The organism is Oceanidesulfovibrio marinus, assembly GCF_013085545.1.
Lineage (GTDB): Bacteria > Desulfobacterota > Desulfovibrionia > Desulfovibrionales > Desulfovibrionaceae > Oceanidesulfovibrio > Oceanidesulfovibrio marinus.
Genome location: NZ_CP039543.1, coordinates 1,424,755 through 1,440,784, shown reverse-complemented (window position 1 = coordinate 1,440,784; position 16,030 = coordinate 1,424,755). Strand labels below are relative to the sequence as shown.

The following is a 16,030-nucleotide window of genomic DNA, read 5'->3' as shown; positions in this document are numbered from 1 at the left end:
GCCCTTGTATGGAGCGGGAGACGGGATTTGAACCCGCGACTTCAACCTTGGCAAGGTTGCACTCTACCACTGAGTTACTCCCGCTCAGCAAGAGAGAAGAGTGTTTATCGCCGTGCCTTCGATCTGTCAACCCTCGAAAACTGGAGAAGGTAAATTTGTCGAAAAAGTTTCGCAGGGATCTAAAGATTATCAAGACGCCAGCCGATCCCATGAACAGGGCGAGTGCAACCGAACACAAGGAGGGAGCCATGCCCATAAGCGGAATAGGGGGCATGACGAGCCCCTTCGATCGTCAAACCTTTGGTGCGGCCGTGGTCACAGAGACCATGAACACGATGAACAACGCCAGCCAAAATCAGTTCCAGGGCGCCATGGCGCCTGTGGACAAGGGGACCGTGGGCGCGTCCGTGGTGTCGCAGACGCTGAACACCATGAACTACGGCTCGCCGAGCGGTCTCGTGGACCCCGTCTCCCAGTCGTACGATTTCAACTCGCAGGTCCTGGGCTCCTACGCGGGCCTGGGCTCGGTGGTGAACTCGTTCGTCTGATTACTCCGCAACCGGTTGACCCGCGCCCGAATGAGAAACGCCCCCTGCGCCGGAAGGTGTGGGGGGCGTTTTTTCGTTAGAAAGGGATGGTGTCCCAGGGGCGTTGGGCGGCGCGAGCTACGGCCGAAATATGCCCCGTTGGGTGACGCCTGGTGGCGTTCGCCCGTCAGACAGGACGCGAGGCGACCAGCTCGAACTTCATCTTGCGCCGGAGGAACGGCGCTTCGACAAAACGGTACGACAGCGCGGAGATGCCGGTGGTGATAGCCAGCGCGTACACGAACGTCGCCGCCTTTCCGGAAGGAAGCCCGCCTGCATACCCGGTCAGGACGTCGGTGAGATGAATCCCCAGGAAATGGTAGACATACAGGCCGTAGGAGCGTTTGCCGAGGTACACGAACGGCGCCCACGAGAGTAGTCGCCTGAGCCCTCTGCCGTGGAGGGCGGCGAACAGGATCAGTGCGGGGCCAATCCCGGCCAGAGCGTATGTCGCCATCAACAGGGGCGAGATCGTGTCCACGTTCGGGAACAGGAAAATCCCGGAGGTCAGGACGATGCCCAGGATGAACCAGTAGATGGGCCTGGCCGCTTTCAGCAGGAAGTTGAACCCGCCGTAGCCGATCACCATGCCGAGCACCATGGACTCGAAGTGCGTGGCCGGAAGGACCCAGATCGCCGGGTGTGGCACGTCGGCCCGGATCAGCAGCAGCCTGAAGGTGAACAAGGTTGCGAAAATGGCGGCAAGTACCAGCAGAACCCTGCGCACGGGCATCCGGGAGAATATCAGAATCGCCGCCGGGATGATGATGTAGAACTGGACCTCGTAGGAAATCGTCCAGAGGTGCGGCGCAAAGGGCAGCAGGTTGTACCCCATAAAGCCCGACAGGATGTTGTCCGTAAAGGAGAAGAGGCCCAGGACGCGGAGCAGGAATGTCCCGGTCCACGGCGCGCCGTACCAGAAGAGGTAGACCAGCATGGAGAAGACGATGAACAGATAGTACAGCGGGCAGACCCTGAGCACCCGGCGGATATAGAACTTTTTGAGGTCCAGGGTGCCGGTCTTCGCCATCTCGGCATTCAGCAGGAAAGTAAACAGGAACGCGGAGAGCGCGAAAAAGAGATCGACCCCGACCCAGCCGTAGTTGTGGAGAACGCACACGACCGGCACGCCCTTGCACGAAGGGTGGTGGTGGATGAAGACCAGCAGAAAGGCGAAAAATCGCAGGCCGTCCAGCTGAGCGGAATAGAGTCGATGTTGCATGCGTATTCAGAGTTGTGGAGGCGGGGGCCAGTACTATAGCAAACCAGGTACGCTGGCAAGTGCTGTAACATCTCGATACAACATCCCATCCGCGTGACGCCTCGAAAGAGAAAATGTGTTCACGTCTGAATATAGACGCGTGCGCGACTCGGGATAGGGGGAATAGGCAGAGCCGTGGCGGGGGCGCTCGTCGCTGAAGGGCGTTGTTGGAGGCGACGAGTGAGTTCGTCTGGATATTTGGTAGCAGGAGGGGGGATGGATGTGGTAGCTGCTATTTTGGAAGATTCAGGAGAGGAATTGATGGGTCGTAGCGCTTAACTGAGATGGTGAGCTAGCTAGGTTTAATATGGGAACCAAGTCTCTTTAGCAATTCTTCACATTGTTCAGGTGTTAATCGAGATATCATTTGGTGCAGTGATTTTATGGCTTTTTGCCGTTCAATTTGAGGCTTATCATAGTCGATTACGTTGAGCAGGCTTAGCTTGACTTCTGGAGCAGGGTTCAATTCCAAAGTTGCAAGTTGAAACTTGTATGTGAACTGGTAATCTCCAGTGGTCTTGCTGGCTCTATATAATTGATCTCGACTTTTAATTAATGCGGACATATCAGAAGCGTATACGGCTATTGCTTTGGTGAATAATATTGCAATTGCAAGTATTCCTGTGGATGGTGAATTGACTTCAGCGTCCATCATTTCTTCTGGTATTCCATGCCATTTACCTATTCCGCCTAAGATAAAATAATTTTTTCCTGTGGAATCCTTGAGCCACTTTGATCGTCTCCCAACAGGCCGCAAATCAATATTATAGCAACGCTCAATTCCTTTTATTACAAACTGCCTGTCTTGGTTAGAGAATTTAGCAGGTGTCATCCCCACCCCCTGTGCATGTTTAAGCACATTGTTGGTGCGTTATACTGCTGTCGATATAAATGCTCCAAATAGTCAAAGGGGTCAACTGTCACACCAAAAAATATCGCCCCAAAAAAGAAAGAGCCCGCCACAATGGCGGGCTCCTTCAAGAGGGGTACAGCTCCTCGGCGGAATACGGTTCCAATCTATATACTATAGGATGACAGCAAGGGGTAGTCCTTTTTCGTAAAAAAACGGAAAGGTTTCGCCTTACTTCTTCACGAAGCTCAGGGCCTTGGCCGTACAGCCGGCCACGCACGCCGGGTCCATTCCCTGGTCCACCAGATCGCGGCAGTAGTCGCACTTGAAGGTCAGGTTCTGCTCCGGGTCGTACACCGGCACGTCCCACGGGCACGCCTCGATGCACTGCTGGCAGCCGATGCACGCGTCCTGGTCGATCCAGACGATGCCGTCCTCTTCGCGGATGTGGATGGCCTCGGTGGGGCAGGCCGGCACGCAGGCCGGGTCCGGGCAGTGGTAGCAGGCGCGGTAGTTCAGCTTCAGAACCGGCTTGCCGTCTTTTTCCTCGTAGTCGCCAACCGTGAGTTTGTTGTAGGATAGTCCGGCAGGGACCTTGTTCTTGGCCTTGCAGTGGACAAGACACGCCTCGCAGGCGATGCACCGTTTCCTGTTGAACTTGATCTTGTATTGACTCATGTCGCCTCTTGTAAGGAGCAGCGCGCTAGGCCGCGCTCCGGACGGTGGTTGCGTGGGTTGCCGGGATGGATATGAATCGACGTAGTCATCGAACGCTATCTATCGATGGACCAGGGGACGCCGCCGTGTCAAAGCCGGGCTGCGGTTGTGATTTTTTTCTCAAAGTCGCCCTACTTGTCACGTTTTTGGCCCATATCCGGCCACCTGTGGCTTGTTCTAATTTTCACGATCTCCAGGGCAACTTGCTCCGGTACAGGGCCCTTGCTAGGCACAGATAGAATTGCACGCAATAACGTCCTGGAGTCCACGTCCATGATTCCGATGCCCGGAAAGGAGAATACACCACAATGAGCGATTTCAAAACTGTCTACACCATTTGCGGTATGTGCACCGTGCGCTGCCCGGCCCAGGCCTTTGTCAAGGACGGCGAGGTCTCTTTTGTCCGGGGCAACCCCCATGCGGGTGGCATCAAGGGCTCGCTCTGCGCGCGCGGCGCCGCCGGCGTAGCTCTGACCATGGACGACGAGCGGCCGCAGACCCCGCTCATCCGCGAAGGCGAGCGCGGCGAGGGTAAGTGGCGCAGCGTGTCCTGGGATGAAGCGCTCGACTACGTGGCCGACAAAATCAAGGAACTCCAGGCCAAGCACGGCAAGGAGACCGTCCTCTTCTCCGACCGCGGCGGCCCCTTCCGCGACCACTACCGCGCCTTCCTCCGCGGCATCGGCACGCCCAACTACTGCAACCACGACTCGGCCTGCGCCCGCAACGTCCAGCATGGCGCCATGAGCGTCTACGGCTTCGGCCGCAAGACCGTGAGCTACGACCTCAAGAACGCCAAGCACGTGGTCCTGCAGACCCGCAACATCTTCGAGGCCATCAACGTCAAGGAGGTCAACGACCTGCTCGACGCCATGGACAATGGCTGCAAGCTCACGGTCATCGACGTGCGCGCCAACATCCCGGCCTCCAAGGCGGACAACGTCTTCATCATCCGCCCCGGCAGCGACTACGGCTTCAACCTAGCCGTGCTCCACGTGATGCTCCGCGACGGGCTCTACGACAAGGAGTTCGCCGACAAGTGGATTCAGGACCTGCCGGCCCTGGAAGAGTTCGTGAGGCCCTACACGCCCGAGTGGGCCGAGAAAGAGACCGGCGCGCCGGCCGCGGCCATTGAGGACTTTGTCAAGCAGATTTGGGAAGCGGCGCCGTCTGTGATCTGGCATCCAGGCTGGATGACCGCGCGCTACTCCGACTCCTTCTACGTCTCGCGCACGGCGTATCTCATCAGCGCGCTGCTGGGTTGCGTGGGCGCCAAGGGCGGTCTGCCCCTGGTCTCCAAGCCCGGCGACGTTGGCGCGAAGGGGCTCAAGTCCTTCATGAACCTCTATCCCAAGCCCGAGGCCAAGCGCGTGGACGGCGTGGGCTGGGAGCAGGGCATGACCCATCTCGACCCCGGCCCCGGCCTGGTGAACCTGGCCTACAAGGCCATCGAGACCGGCAAACCGTATCCCATCACGGCGTACATCGCCCACCGCCATGATCCGCTCATGGCCTTCCCGGACAAGCGCGACGTGCTGGAGTCCTGGAAGAACCTGGAGCTGCTCGTCTCCGTGACCTTCAGCTGGTCCGACACGGCCTGGAACGCTGACGTGGTGTTGCCGCTCTCGCCGTACCTGGAGCGCGACTCCATCATCGCTACCAAGAACGGCCTGTCCCCGCACTTCTTCAAGCGCAACCAGGCCATGAAACCGCGCTACGACACCAAGGCCGAGTGGGAGATCTACTCCGAGCTGGCCAAGCGCTTCGGCCTGGACGAGATGGTCTTCGACACCATCGAGGATCTCTGGAACTTCCAGCTCCAGGAAACCGGCGTGACCCTGGAGGACTTCGAGGCCACGGGCACGGCCAAGCTCACGGACTCGGCCGTGTATAAGGAAGTGAACGAGAAGACCTTCAAGACGCCGTCCGGCAAGGTGGAGGTCATCTCGGCCGCGCTGGAGAAGAGCGGGCTGGAGTCACTCCCGGCGTACAAGGCCCCGGCGCATCCGCCGGCGGGCCGCTACCGCATCACCTTTGGCCGCTGCGGCCTGCACACCCAGGGCCACACCGTGAACAACCCGCTGCTCTTTGAACGCATGCCCGAGAACATCCTCTGGATGCACCCGGAAGCGGCTCAGAAGCTGGGCATCGAAAGCGGCGAGTATGTGGAGGTGGGCAACAACGGCTACACCGGCCGGATTCGCGCCTACATCACGCAGTTCATCCACCCGGAGGCCGTGTTCATGGTCCATGGCTTTGGCCATGACCTGCCGGCCGAGAGCCGGGCCTTTGGCAAGGGCGCCGCGGACAATATGCTCATGCCCAAGGGCATCGACAACTACGACAAGGCCGGCGGCGCCATCGCCATGCAGGAGCACTTCATCGAAGTGCGCAAGACGGCTGCGTAGCTGACTGGGGCGCTGCCCCAGGCCCCGCAAGGGAGCACGGCTCCCTTGATCCTTTTTTGATCGCTGCGCCAACCGCGAGACGCGGCTGGCGCAGCGATCAAATTAATATGGGGTGCAGGGGCCCATGGTCCCTGCCGGGGGTCGGGGCAGAGCCCCGATTCTTTGTTTGTCAAATCCACCTTCCAGATAGTAGACTAGACTGGTTATGAATATCGGTTCCTATACGTTCCAGGAGTTCAAGGACATGGCCAAGGCCTTCCACGGCTACCCCGCGCCGGGGCTGCTCGTGGGCGGCTACATGGTCGAGCTTGCCAAATCCCGTCTGCCCGAGGGCACGTTGTTCGAGGCGCTCGTAGAGTCGCCCAAGTGCCTGCCGGACGCCGTGCAGCTGCTCACGCTGTGTTCCATGGGCAACGGCTGGATCAAACTGCTCAACCTCGGCCGCTACGCAGTCACGCTGTTCGACAAGTACACCGGCGAGGGCTGGCGCGTGTGGATCGACCCGGCCAAGCTGGCCGACTGGCCCGAGATCGCCGGGTGGTACCTCAAGCGCACGCCCAAAGCGCAGCAGGATACGGACAAGCTCTTTGCCGAGATTGAGGAAGCCGGCGACGCCATTCTGGGCGCCGCACCCGTGCGGGTGAACGAGCGCTTCTTGGGCAAGGGCTCCATGGGCGCCATCGGCGTGTGCCCGGCTTGCGGCGAGGCGTACCCCACCTCGGACGGTCCGCTTTGCCGCGGCTGCCAGGGCGAGGACCCGGTGACAAAGCGCATGGACCAAGGGGCCGGCGCGTCTAAAAATTTGGACGATGCGGGCGACGACTATGCCTCTCCAGTGGCCGTGCCTGTGACCGAGGCCATCGGCCGCACCGCCCTGCACGACATGACCCGCGTGGTCCCCGGCGTGTCCAAGGGCGTGGAGATCGCTGCCGGGCAGACCATCACGGCCGGCGATGTCTGCCGACTGCAGCAGATGGGCCGCAACCGGGTTTACGTGACCGGCGATCCGGAACGCGACGCCGCCCTGGCATCTGCTGATCAGGTGCACGAGAACGAGGCTGCTCTGGCCATGGCTCGCGCCCTGGCCGGCGAGAACGTGGCGTATGACGAGGGGCCGCACGAGGGCAAGGTCACGATGCGCGCGGTGATGGACGGGGTCCTGGTCTTTGATCGCGACCGCCTGGAAGCCTTCAACTGCGTGCCGGACGTGATGTGCGCCTCGCGCCAGAACGGGCTGCTCATCGAAGGCGGCAAGCCCTTTGGCGGTCTGCGCGCCATCCCGCTCTTCCTGCGCAAAGAGTATCTGGACCGCGCCCTGGCCGTGATCGGCGACGAGCCCGTGTTTTCCATCAAACCACTCAAACCGCGCCGCGCCGGCATCCTGGTCACCGGCACCGAGGTTTTCCAGGGGCTCATCGAGGACCGCTTTGCGCCCATCCTCACCGGCAAGCTCAAAGCCCTGGGCAGCAGCGTGGCTGGGGTGCGCATCGCCCCGGACGACCGCCAGGCCATTGCGCAGGCAGCCCGCGAGCTGCTGGAGGACGAAGGGGCCAACCTCATTCTCACCACGGCCGGGCTCTCCGTGGACCCGGACGACGTGACCCGCAAAGGCATGGAGGACGCCGGCCTCACCGACACCCTGTTCGGCGCGCCCATGCTGCCCGGCACCATGCTCATGCTCGGCAAGCTCCATGGCGTGCCCGTGGTGGGCGTGCCGGCCTGCGCCCTTTTCTACAAAACCACCAGCCTGGACGTAATCCTGCCGCAGGTGCTGGCCGACGTGCCCATCACCCGCAAGGACCTCGCCCGCCTCGCATCAGGCGGCTTCTGCCTCACGTGCAAATCGTGCACGTTCCCTAAATGTCCGTTTGGTAAATAGAAAGAAAAGAATGATGCTTTCGGAGGTCGGGGGACGCTGTCCCCCGCGCCCCCTGCCAGGGGAATACCATTCCCCTGGACCCCAGAACTAAAAAGAGCCTGTGAACCGAATCGGTCCGCAGGCTTTTTAGATAGTTGTCAGCAACGAGTCAGAGGGTCGCATCTTCAAAGACGAAGCTGAACCCATATCGGACAAGTTTTAGATTGGGGAGTGCTTTTACTGCAAACTTCGAGCGACGCGAAAAGTCTGCTGCGACAATGATGCCCCGGACTTTTTCGATGCCTTCTTCCTTAAGAGCTCCCATATATCCTAATGTTTGAGCAATTCCGGTGTCATTGGCTTGGCCGGCTTTGAGCTCAATAACCACAGTGGTATCAGCATCATCCTTGCATAAGATATCAATAAATCCTGCATCAGTATTGTGCTCTTTGCCATTGTCAATGATAGATAGGCCGGGTTCGAGCTGCTTGATATTTCTACGCAGAGCTTGCTGTAAATCTTTCTCTAAACCAAAGCGAATTTCTTCCGCTTCAATATACTCTTCACTTTTTGTTGGAGAAGATCCATAAGTTCCCATTGTGATATGTGCACGGACTGCACGGACTGTATAAGGAGAAATGTCGAGTTGATTGCCAATTTCGTGATCATCGAGTCCGTTCTGCATGAGCGAGATGATTGTGTTTCTGGTTTCTTCATCGATAGCCATCACAATCTCCAGGTTAGTGAATTAGGAGCGCGGAGCAGAAGCAATAAGGATTATACCTCTGGCAGCCGGAAACACTGTTCTCCTGGTCCCCAGAAAGGGGTCAAGGGGCCATTGGCTCCTTGCAGGGAGATTGAGGGACAGCGTCCCTCAATCTCTTTTTTCTGTCGTTAGTCCACGTCCGTGGCAAGCCAGGTGAGCGAGCTGACGCCGTCGAGCCGGCGGTAGGGCAGGCCGGCGGCGACCCCGGTGAGCACAGCGTCTGGGTCTGCAATGGCGTTGCCGGCAATGGCGTTGACGCCGGCCTGGAACAGGCTGGGCGCGAAGGGCGCGGACGGTCCCATGAGCAGCACGAAGGCGTCCGGGCAGAGCGCCAAAATTCCGGCAAGGGTGCCGTTGAGCAGGGTGGTGCCGGTGACGGCCACCACTCCGGCGCTAGGCAGTACGGTGGCGGCCTCGTCGGCGTGCAGATCGCCGGGCCGCGGCTCTTTCTCCAGCACGTGGAACGAGCGGAACTCCTTGGCAATCTTGTTCACGAACGGGAAATGTCCGATGACCACGGCGTCCTTGCCGGCGCCGTACTCCAGCAAGAGATCCTGCCCTTTGAGGTCGGCCGCGGCGTCCGGCACGGGCAGCAGCGCATTGACGGCGGCCAGGGCCAAGCTCGGTGCCAGCGTGGGCGTGTCTTGTGCAGCATAGCCCGGCAAAGACGCGGCCAGCTCGGTCAGCGGCGGCAGCGTGCGTTCCTCGGTCGGTGCGTTTGTCGCGCTGAGCAGAGGCGTGGGCTCGGCAACGCCGCGCAGCCGGGAGGCCAGGCCGAGGTGGGAGTCGACGTGCACGGCGACCAGGTGGCTGCCCGATGCGACGCGCGAGTCATCGGCGGGAAGAGTGGCAGAGGGCGTCAGGGAATGAATATCGTTGACGATGGCCTGCAATATCGTATGTTGGTCAATGGATTGCATGACAAACCCGTTGTGACAGGATGTGCGAAAATCGCTTTTTTAATTTCGTCAATCAATCTACTGGGTCGGCCGATTCCTGGCAAGGAAATAGCATAATTACCCTCAAATTCAGAAAAAGAAAAACTTTACGTGGCAGAAACCATATGCTAGCAAGCGAAATTTATTTACATCGGATCGGGTATGGCCCGGTGTGCTTCCGGTAGGCGAACCGTTCATCTCGGACGCACGCACAAGCCGGAGCCGACAAGGAGCATCTATGGACCAGAAAGACCTCGATTACTTCCGAGAACTCCTCGACAATATGTTGGGCGAGGCCCTGCAGAAGGGCGAAGCCACCCTTGAGGACATGAACGACGCCATGGAGGTGTATGCCGATCCGGCAGACCGCGCAACCATGGAATCCGACCGAGCGTTCACCCTGCGTCTGCGCGACCGCGAGCGCATGCTCATCAAGAAGATCCAAAGCGCCATCGACCGCATCGAGGACGGCAGCTTCGGCATCTGCGACGAGTGCGGCGAGGACATCTCCATTGCCAGGCTCAAGGCCAGGCCCGTCACCAAGCTTTGCATCGACTGCAAGAGCAAGCAGGAAGAAGAGGAGAGCGTCCGCGGCGACTAGGGCCGAGTCGTCGTCCCAAGGAGCTTGGATCGAACCTGCAACCCCGTCCAGGTGCGCCTGTCGTTCCGGCGGCGCACTGGTGGTGCATACCCTGTGGATTCACATTTTTTCCGCTGTCTTGCGCGGCGTCTTGGGACTCTGTGCTCCGGCGCGCGTCTGGACAATATCTACGCGCCCAACTCCGAGGTGACCACCCTCGTACTCGGGCATCCTGCGATCAGAGACCGCAAGTTTCTAGTGCTGCGTGCGCATCGCCAGCAGCCGAGTCTTGCCCTGTCCGCGGAGAAGCCGCCCAACCCCCAAAACGCCCCGGCGCGGGCCATGTGGCTGCGCAAACGCCTGCGCAACCGTCGTCTGCTGGAGCCCTACTGGGATTGGCAGGGTCGCCGGCTGGCGTGGCGGTTGTCACCCGTCTCTCCTGATTCTGCCGAACCTGAACATCAATTTTTGTTGATCGACCTGCGCGAGGGCTGCGACGTTGTGGATTCGCTGCCTGCGCCGGGACCTGTCGGCGCCGCCTGGGAGACCGACGGGGCCGAGGCGCCGTGGGCGCCGAATCCGGCCGTGCTGGACGATCCTGCATCCGGTCTGGCCGAGGAAGGCCTGACTCCGGCGCTCAGGCGGGAGCTTGTCCGCCGGCTGGAGGACTCGCGCGAGGCAGCCGCCGGGCTGCTGGACGAGCTGGCCATGCCGCGATGCGATTCGTTTTTCATCCGGAGCGGCGAGGCCGTGGTCTGGCGGCCGTATGGCCTGGAGGAAGAGGCCGCGCCATTTGACGATGCCCTGGACGCAGCGGCCGAGCTTGCCGGCATGCGGCTCGATCCTCATCTGGAGTGGGTGGCAGGCCGTGAGGAGAGCAAGGCGCAGAAGTCGCAGCGCAAGAAGTTTTCCCGTGCGCGCAAGGCCATGGCCGCCGAGGAGAAGCGGTTGGAGACCATGCGCGAGGAGCGCGAGATCGCCCAGCTCCTTAAAGCCGCCATGCACACGCTGCCCAGGCGCGAGAAGCTGGCCGAGGTCACGGTGGACGGGCCCGAGGGGCCGGTGACCATTCCCCTTGACCCTTCGCGCACTGTGGCCGAGAACATGGACCGGCTCTTTCGGCGCGCGGCCAAGGGCGATCGGGGAATCTCCATGCTCCAGGCCCGGCAGGAGGAGCTGTCCAGGCAGGAGGAGCTGTTGCAGGCCGGCAGGCTGCCGGCTCCGGCCAGGCAGAACCAGCGCAAGCCCGACAAGTCCGTCGGCCAGAGCGGCAAGCTGCAGGGTATTGCGCGGTTTCGCACGGATGACGGTTTTCTGGCGCTGCGCGGCAAGAACGCCCGCGCCAACCACAGCCTTGCCACGCGGCACGCCAGCCCCTTCGACTACTGGTTCCACGCCGAGGACGGCCCCGGCGCGCATGTGGTGCTCAAGCGCGACCACGCCGGGCAGGAGGTGCCGGAGCGGAGTCTGGAGCAGGCCGCCGTGCTGGCCGGACTCAAGAGCTGGCAGGAAGGCTCGGACAAGGCGCGGATAATGTGCGCGCTGTGCAAGCATGTGAGCCCGGTCAAGGGCGGGAGCCCGGGACAGGTGACCGTGGAGCAGGTGGAGCGAAGCCTGCTTGTGGATCTCGACGCCACTCTCGAAGCTCGTCTTGCCATGGACTGATAGTGCACTGTTGCATCGGGCAACATTCGGTCGCCAATGGCGGAAGAATCCCCGTGAGCTATTGACAGTATCATCCATGTGACTCATGTAGTCAGTGTTCCCAAAATGGTTGCCGGTGAAATCCGCAATACTTCATTTCCCTGCGGACGCGCTGCTGCGGTTCCCGATACAACCGGCACTCCCGAACCCCATATAAATACATACAATATATTCGGCGCGCCGTGTCATGCACGGCAAGGGCCGCTTGAAATACGGTAGACCCGATCGGAAGCAACTACGCTACGGCAGCACCACGGCGGCGCTACGAGAACCAAGGGGTATTTTGGGTATATTTCGGGAGGCACGAACAGGTTCCTGAAGCCGGACGCGGCACAGGTGACCGGGAGCTTATGGACGTCAAAGAAAAGCATCAACGCAGCCTGGAGTTCGACGACCCGTCGCTGGCGCGGGAGCTGTTCGGCCCCGGCAACGACAATCTTTCCCTCGTCGCCCGCAAGAGCGGCGTGGACGTATCGAGCCTTGGCAGCCGTGTGACCATCCACGGAGATGATCCGCAGCGTGTGGATATTGTGGCCAACCTGCTGACGCAGGTGTACGGGCTGCTCAAGGAAGGCCGCCCCGTACTGGGCCGTGACCTCGCCTTTGCCCTGGAGTCCCTGATACGCGACCCCTCCTTGAACCTCATGCAGATGTTCAAGGACTCCGTGTACCTGTCTTCTCCCAAGAAGACCGTTGCGCCCAAGACACTGACACAGCGCGCCTACGTGCACGCCGTGCAGAACAACGATCTTGTCTTCGCCATCGGTCCGGCCGGCACGGGCAAGACGTACCTGGCCGTGGCCATGGCCGTGAAGCAGCTCATGGACCGCCGGGTGAAACGGCTGGTGCTCACTAGACCGGCCGTGGAGGCCGGCGAGAAGCTGGGCTACCTGCCGGGCGATCTGGCCGAGAAGGTGAACCCGTATCTCAGGCCGCTGTACGACGCCCTGCACGACATGCTGGACTTCCGTCGGGTGCAGGAAATGCTGGAAACCGGCATCATCGAGGTGGCGCCGCTCGCCTTCATGCGCGGCCGCACCCTGAACGACGCCTTCATCATTCTGGACGAAGCGCAGAACACGACGCCCGAGCAGATGAAAATGTTCCTCACGCGCATGGGCTTCGGCTCCAGGGCCGTGGTCACGGGCGACGTGACGCAGATAGACCTGCCGGAGCGCACTTCCCGCCCTGGCGCGGAACGTTCCGGACTGGTGCAGGCCTCGCGCATCCTGGAAGGGGTGCACGGGGTCGGATTCATTCGATTCGAAGAGGGAGACGTAATCCGCCACGACCTCGTGGCGCGAATTGTACGAGCCTATGAGCAACGCGAAAAAAACTGAGAAGAAATCCTCCAAGGCCAAAACGCAGCCCATGACGCCGCGTCTCAAGCCCAGGGAGGATGTTTCATTTCTCGACAGACGCCGCGCAGGAACGATCGGCTTCCTGATCGTGCTCTCAGCGCTTGCGCTCATGGGGGGCGTGCGCATCAATCCTGGCGTGAAAATCTTTGCCGCCGGGGAGATAGCCGACCAGGACGTGACCGCGATGCAGGATTTGCTCGTGGAGGAGCGGCAATCCACCCTGGAGAAGATCCAGCACATTTCCGAGTCGCAGCCGCCGGTCTTCAACCTGTCCCTGGACTCCGCACAGCGTACCGAGTCCCGCCTGTCCGAGATCTACGGCGTTATCCACGAGTCCACGCCGGACACGCTGGAAGAGGCGCGCTGGCAGGTCTCCGAGATACTCAACCGGGAAATCAGTCTGCGGAGCATCGAGGTGCTGCGCAACAATGAGATGGAGAACCTGGCCTTTATCCGGGTGCTGCCCTGGCTGGAGGAGCGTCTGGCCCAGGGCGTGGTTTTCGACGACCGGCTCCTGGACTCGTTCAAGAACGGCATCATCGTTCAGGACAAGGCCGCGCAGCAGGACACCCTGCGTCTCGACCTCTCCCAGATCGACGACGTGGACACCCTGGGCCGTGATCTGGAGCGATTCCTCCATATCCGGCTGGACCTCTCCCTCCGCCAGCGCAAGGCGCTCCTGGAGTTGTTCCGGCCGCTCATCACGCCGACCCTGGCCATGGACCCGGAAGCCAGCCAGGAGCGCGTGAGCGAGGTTATTTCCTCGGTGGAGCCGGTGTACTACCACATCAAGAAGGGCGAGGTGATCGTGCGCAAGGGCGAGCGCGTGACCCCGGCCACGCAGCTCAAGCTCCAGGCCCTGTTCAGCCAGGTACCGCAGCACTTCGAGTACCTGCGGCCCATGGGCATCTTCCTGCTAGGCATCCTGTTCGCCGTGTTCCTGGCGCTGACGCCACGAGGCTCCATCGTCAATCTTCCCACCAATCGCGACGCGCTGCTCGTTTCGTTTATCCTGCTGCTGGTGGGCGCCGGCGCCAAGCTCATCGGCGTCATCGAGGTCCCCCTGGCGGACAGGATCACCTTCCTCAGCGAGAGCGCCATGCCGCTCCTGCTGCCGGTGGCCGGCGCCGCCGGCGTCATTGCGCTGTTCTTCTCCATGACCACCTGCATCCTGGTCAGCACGCTCTTTTCTTTCGTGAGCTGCCAGCTGCTGGGCGAGGGTTTGGGGATGTTCGCCTACTACTTCCTGGGCGCGGTGCTCTACAGCGTGGTGATAAAACGCGCGCAGACGCGCACCGACGTGCTCAAGAGCGTGCTGCCGTTGCTGGCCGGGTTGTTCCTGGCCTGGGCCGGCATGCGCCTTCTGGATACGCGATTGTTCTCGGATCTTGCCACAGAACTTACCTTCGTAGCCATGTCCGGCTTCATCTCGCTCATCCTCACCACGTCGTTCAGCCCGGTTGCGGAAACCGTCTTCGGCTACACCTCCCGCTTCCGGCTCATGGAGCAGATGAGCCTGGAGCAGCCTCTGCTGCAGGAGCTCATGGTGGTCGCGCCCGGCACCTACCACCACTCGCTCATCGTGGCGAACATGGTGGAGGCCGGCGCCAGGGCCATCGGCGCCAATGCGCTGCTCTGCAAGGTCGCCGCCCTGTACCACGACATCGGCAAACTCAAGAACCCGGACTATTTCATCGAAAATCAGATGGGCACCCGCAACCGGCACGACAAGCTCGCGCCGTCCATGAGCGCGCTCATTCTCATCGCCCACGTGAAGAAGGGCGTGGAGCTGGCCAAGCAGAACAAGCTCTCCACGGAGATTGTGGAGATTATCCGCCAGCACCACGGCACGGCCCTTATTTCCTACTTCTACAACAAAGCCATGGAACAGGCAGACTCCAAGGGCGCCGACCCGGTGCAGCAGGAGGACTACCGCTATCCCGGCCCCAAACCGCAAACGCGCGAGGCGGGCATCGTGATGCTGGCCGACGTCGTGGAGGCCTCCAGCCGGGCGCTCCTGGACCCCACACCCAGCCGCATCAAGAACCACGTGACCACCATCATGCGCGCCATCTTCAATGATGGCCAGCTGGACCAGTCCGAGCTCACCCTCAAGGACCTCAACCAGCTCAGCGAAACCTTCAGCCGCATCCTCACCGGCATCTTCCACCAGCGCATCGAGTACCCCGGCCAGAACAAGAGCGAGTCCCGCAACGGCGCGGAGCAACGGAACGGCGCAGGCAAGAACGGCCTGGACAAGGCCACCTCCACAGGACTTGCCGTGGTGCCCAGGCGCTACGGATCGCATACATGATCGAGGTTCGGCGTCTGCCCGGCGTTGCCCGCTGCGCCGGTGTCTCCAGCCGGGAAACCTCCGCACTGGCCGAGGCCATGCTCGACCGCATCGGCCTTGCCGGCGCAGGTGCGCATATCCTTCTGGCCGGCGACAGCGAGATTGCCCGGCTCAACCGCCTCCACCTCGGCCTCTCCGGTCCCACCAACGTGCTCAGCTTTCCGGCCGAAGAACATGCGACGGTTTTTGGCGACGCGGATTCCGCGGCGTCGGGCGCGGAAGAGGACGAGCCGTTCCTGTCTGTGGATGGCGCTGAGTATGCCGGCCTGCCCGAGGGCCTGGAGTTCTACGACCAGCCGGCCGACTTGGATTCGTCCGATCTTCCTGATGACGCCCTCAACGGGCAGGCCTTTTTTCCGGACGCAGAGCCCGATGGTCTGACCTGGGAGGCCGGCACCCCCGACAGTCCGGACGAAGACGCTCCGCCGTATCTGGGCGAGCTTGCCATCTCCATGGACGCCGTGGCCCGCGAAGGCTTCCTCTACGGCGAAGGCTTTTGCCGCACGTTCGCCCGGCTTCTGTGCCACGGGCTGCTCCACCTGGCCGGCTACGACCACGGCCCGGTCATGGACGGCCTTACCGAATCCCTTCTGGACGAGCTCGCGCCTTAGCCTCGCCAACGAATCAGCTTTCAGCAACCGAGGGGC

At 61.3% G+C, this 16,030-nt stretch carries 13 protein-coding genes and 1 tRNA gene; 8 read left to right on the top strand and 6 right to left on the bottom strand.

Annotation, left to right across the window (positions count from 1 at the left end):
- Positions 1-9: 9 nt before the first annotated feature.
- Positions 10-84, bottom strand: a tRNA-Gly gene (locus E8L03_RS06440).
- Positions 85-248: 164 nt separating this feature from the next.
- On the opposite strand from E8L03_RS06440, the gene E8L03_RS06435 reads away from it, so the two are divergent.
- A complete protein-coding gene (locus E8L03_RS06435) occupies positions 249-548 on the top strand; it encodes a hypothetical protein (RefSeq protein WP_144306205.1) in 300 nt (99 codons plus the stop codon).
- A gap of 166 nt (positions 549-714) precedes the next feature.
- Here E8L03_RS06435 and E8L03_RS06430 read toward each other — a convergent pair whose 3' ends face one another.
- From E8L03_RS06430 to E8L03_RS06420, 3 genes are all read right to left on the bottom strand, one after another.
- Positions 715-1,809 (bottom strand): acyltransferase family protein, encoded by a 1,095-nt coding sequence (locus E8L03_RS06430; protein WP_171266880.1) that lies wholly within the window; start codon positions 1,807-1,809, stop codon positions 715-717.
- A gap of 331 nt (positions 1,810-2,140) precedes the next feature.
- Entirely contained in the window at positions 2,141-2,680 is a 540-nt protein-coding gene (locus E8L03_RS06425; protein WP_171266879.1) for a hypothetical protein, read from the bottom strand.
- A gap of 249 nt (positions 2,681-2,929) precedes the next feature.
- The gene (locus tag E8L03_RS06420; RefSeq protein WP_171266878.1) at positions 2,930-3,376 is read right to left on the bottom strand and encodes a 4Fe-4S dicluster domain-containing protein; all 447 of its coding nucleotides are present in this window, start codon (positions 3,374-3,376) and stop codon (positions 2,930-2,932) included.
- 347 nt (positions 3,377-3,723) lie between these two features.
- Between E8L03_RS06420 and E8L03_RS06415 the strand changes: the two genes are divergently transcribed.
- Complete coding sequence (locus tag E8L03_RS06415) at positions 3,724-5,823, top strand: molybdopterin-dependent oxidoreductase (RefSeq protein WP_171266877.1); 2,100 nt, start codon at positions 3,724-3,726, stop codon at positions 5,821-5,823.
- 205 nt (positions 5,824-6,028) lie between these two features.
- Positions 6,029-7,702 (top strand): FmdE family protein, encoded by a 1,674-nt coding sequence (locus tag E8L03_RS06410; protein ID WP_171266876.1) that lies wholly within the window; start codon positions 6,029-6,031, stop codon positions 7,700-7,702.
- A gap of 148 nt (positions 7,703-7,850) precedes the next feature.
- Here E8L03_RS06410 and E8L03_RS06405 read toward each other — a convergent pair whose 3' ends face one another.
- Complete coding sequence (locus E8L03_RS06405) at positions 7,851-8,408, bottom strand: endonuclease NucS domain-containing protein (RefSeq protein WP_144306211.1); 558 nt, start codon at positions 8,406-8,408, stop codon at positions 7,851-7,853.
- Between the two features lie 167 nt (positions 8,409-8,575).
- On the bottom strand, positions 8,576-9,367 hold the full coding sequence (locus E8L03_RS06400) for a Rossmann-like domain-containing protein (RefSeq protein ID WP_171266875.1): 792 nt from the start codon (positions 9,365-9,367) through the stop codon (positions 8,576-8,578).
- A gap of 256 nt (positions 9,368-9,623) precedes the next feature.
- On the opposite strand from E8L03_RS06400, the gene dksA reads away from it, so the two are divergent.
- The 5 genes from dksA to ybeY all read left to right on the top strand — a co-directional run bounded on the left by dksA (position 9,624) and on the right by ybeY (position 15,994).
- On the top strand, positions 9,624-9,986 hold the full coding sequence (gene dksA, locus E8L03_RS06395) for an RNA polymerase-binding protein DksA (protein WP_171266874.1): 363 nt from the start codon (positions 9,624-9,626) through the stop codon (positions 9,984-9,986).
- Positions 9,987-10,079: 93 nt separating this feature from the next.
- Complete coding sequence (locus E8L03_RS06390; RefSeq protein WP_171266873.1) at positions 10,080-11,630, top strand: NFACT RNA binding domain-containing protein; 1,551 nt, start codon at positions 10,080-10,082, stop codon at positions 11,628-11,630.
- A 389-nt stretch (positions 11,631-12,019) separates the two neighbouring features.
- On the top strand, positions 12,020-13,009 hold the full coding sequence (locus tag E8L03_RS06385; protein ID WP_171266872.1) for a PhoH family protein: 990 nt from the start codon (positions 12,020-12,022) through the stop codon (positions 13,007-13,009).
- Positions 12,987-15,344 (top strand): HD family phosphohydrolase, encoded by a 2,358-nt coding sequence (locus tag E8L03_RS06380; RefSeq protein ID WP_144306216.1) that lies wholly within the window; start codon positions 12,987-12,989, stop codon positions 15,342-15,344. The genes E8L03_RS06385 and E8L03_RS06380 overlap by 23 nt, the downstream gene beginning before the upstream one ends.
- Positions 15,341-15,994, top strand: coding sequence for an rRNA maturation RNAse YbeY (gene ybeY, locus E8L03_RS06375; protein ID WP_144306217.1), 654 nt, complete (start codon positions 15,341-15,343; stop codon positions 15,992-15,994). Before E8L03_RS06380 ends, ybeY begins: the two co-directional genes overlap by 4 nt.
- Positions 15,995-16,030 lie beyond the last annotated feature (36 nt).

Bases quoted from the DNA above. Each gene is read 5' to 3' on its own strand.
- E8L03_RS06410 (WP_171266876.1), top strand. From the start codon at position 6,029: ATGAATATCGGTTCCTATACGTTCCAGGAGTTCAAGGACATGGCCAAG.
- E8L03_RS06420 (WP_171266878.1), bottom strand. From the start codon at position 3,376: ATGAGTCAATACAAGATCAAGTTCAACAGGAAACGGTGCATCGCCTGC.
- E8L03_RS06400 (WP_171266875.1), bottom strand. From the start codon at position 9,367: ATGCAATCCATTGACCAACATACGATATTGCAGGCCATCGTCAACGAT.
- E8L03_RS06415 (WP_171266877.1), top strand. From the start codon at position 3,724: ATGAGCGATTTCAAAACTGTCTACACCATTTGCGGTATGTGCACCGTG.
- ybeY (WP_144306217.1), top strand. From the start codon at position 15,341: ATGATCGAGGTTCGGCGTCTGCCCGGCGTTGCCCGCTGCGCCGGTGTC.
- E8L03_RS06405 (WP_144306211.1), bottom strand. From the start codon at position 8,408: ATGGCTATCGATGAAGAAACCAGAAACACAATCATCTCGCTCATGCAG.
- E8L03_RS06435 (WP_144306205.1), top strand. From the start codon at position 249: ATGCCCATAAGCGGAATAGGGGGCATGACGAGCCCCTTCGATCGTCAA.
- E8L03_RS06385 (WP_171266872.1), top strand. From the start codon at position 12,020: ATGGACGTCAAAGAAAAGCATCAACGCAGCCTGGAGTTCGACGACCCG.
- E8L03_RS06425 (WP_171266879.1), bottom strand. From the start codon at position 2,680: ATGACACCTGCTAAATTCTCTAACCAAGACAGGCAGTTTGTAATAAAA.
- E8L03_RS06430 (WP_171266880.1), bottom strand. From the start codon at position 1,809: ATGCAACATCGACTCTATTCCGCTCAGCTGGACGGCCTGCGATTTTTC.
- E8L03_RS06380 (WP_144306216.1), top strand. From the start codon at position 12,987: ATGAGCAACGCGAAAAAAACTGAGAAGAAATCCTCCAAGGCCAAAACG.
- dksA (WP_171266874.1), top strand. From the start codon at position 9,624: ATGGACCAGAAAGACCTCGATTACTTCCGAGAACTCCTCGACAATATG.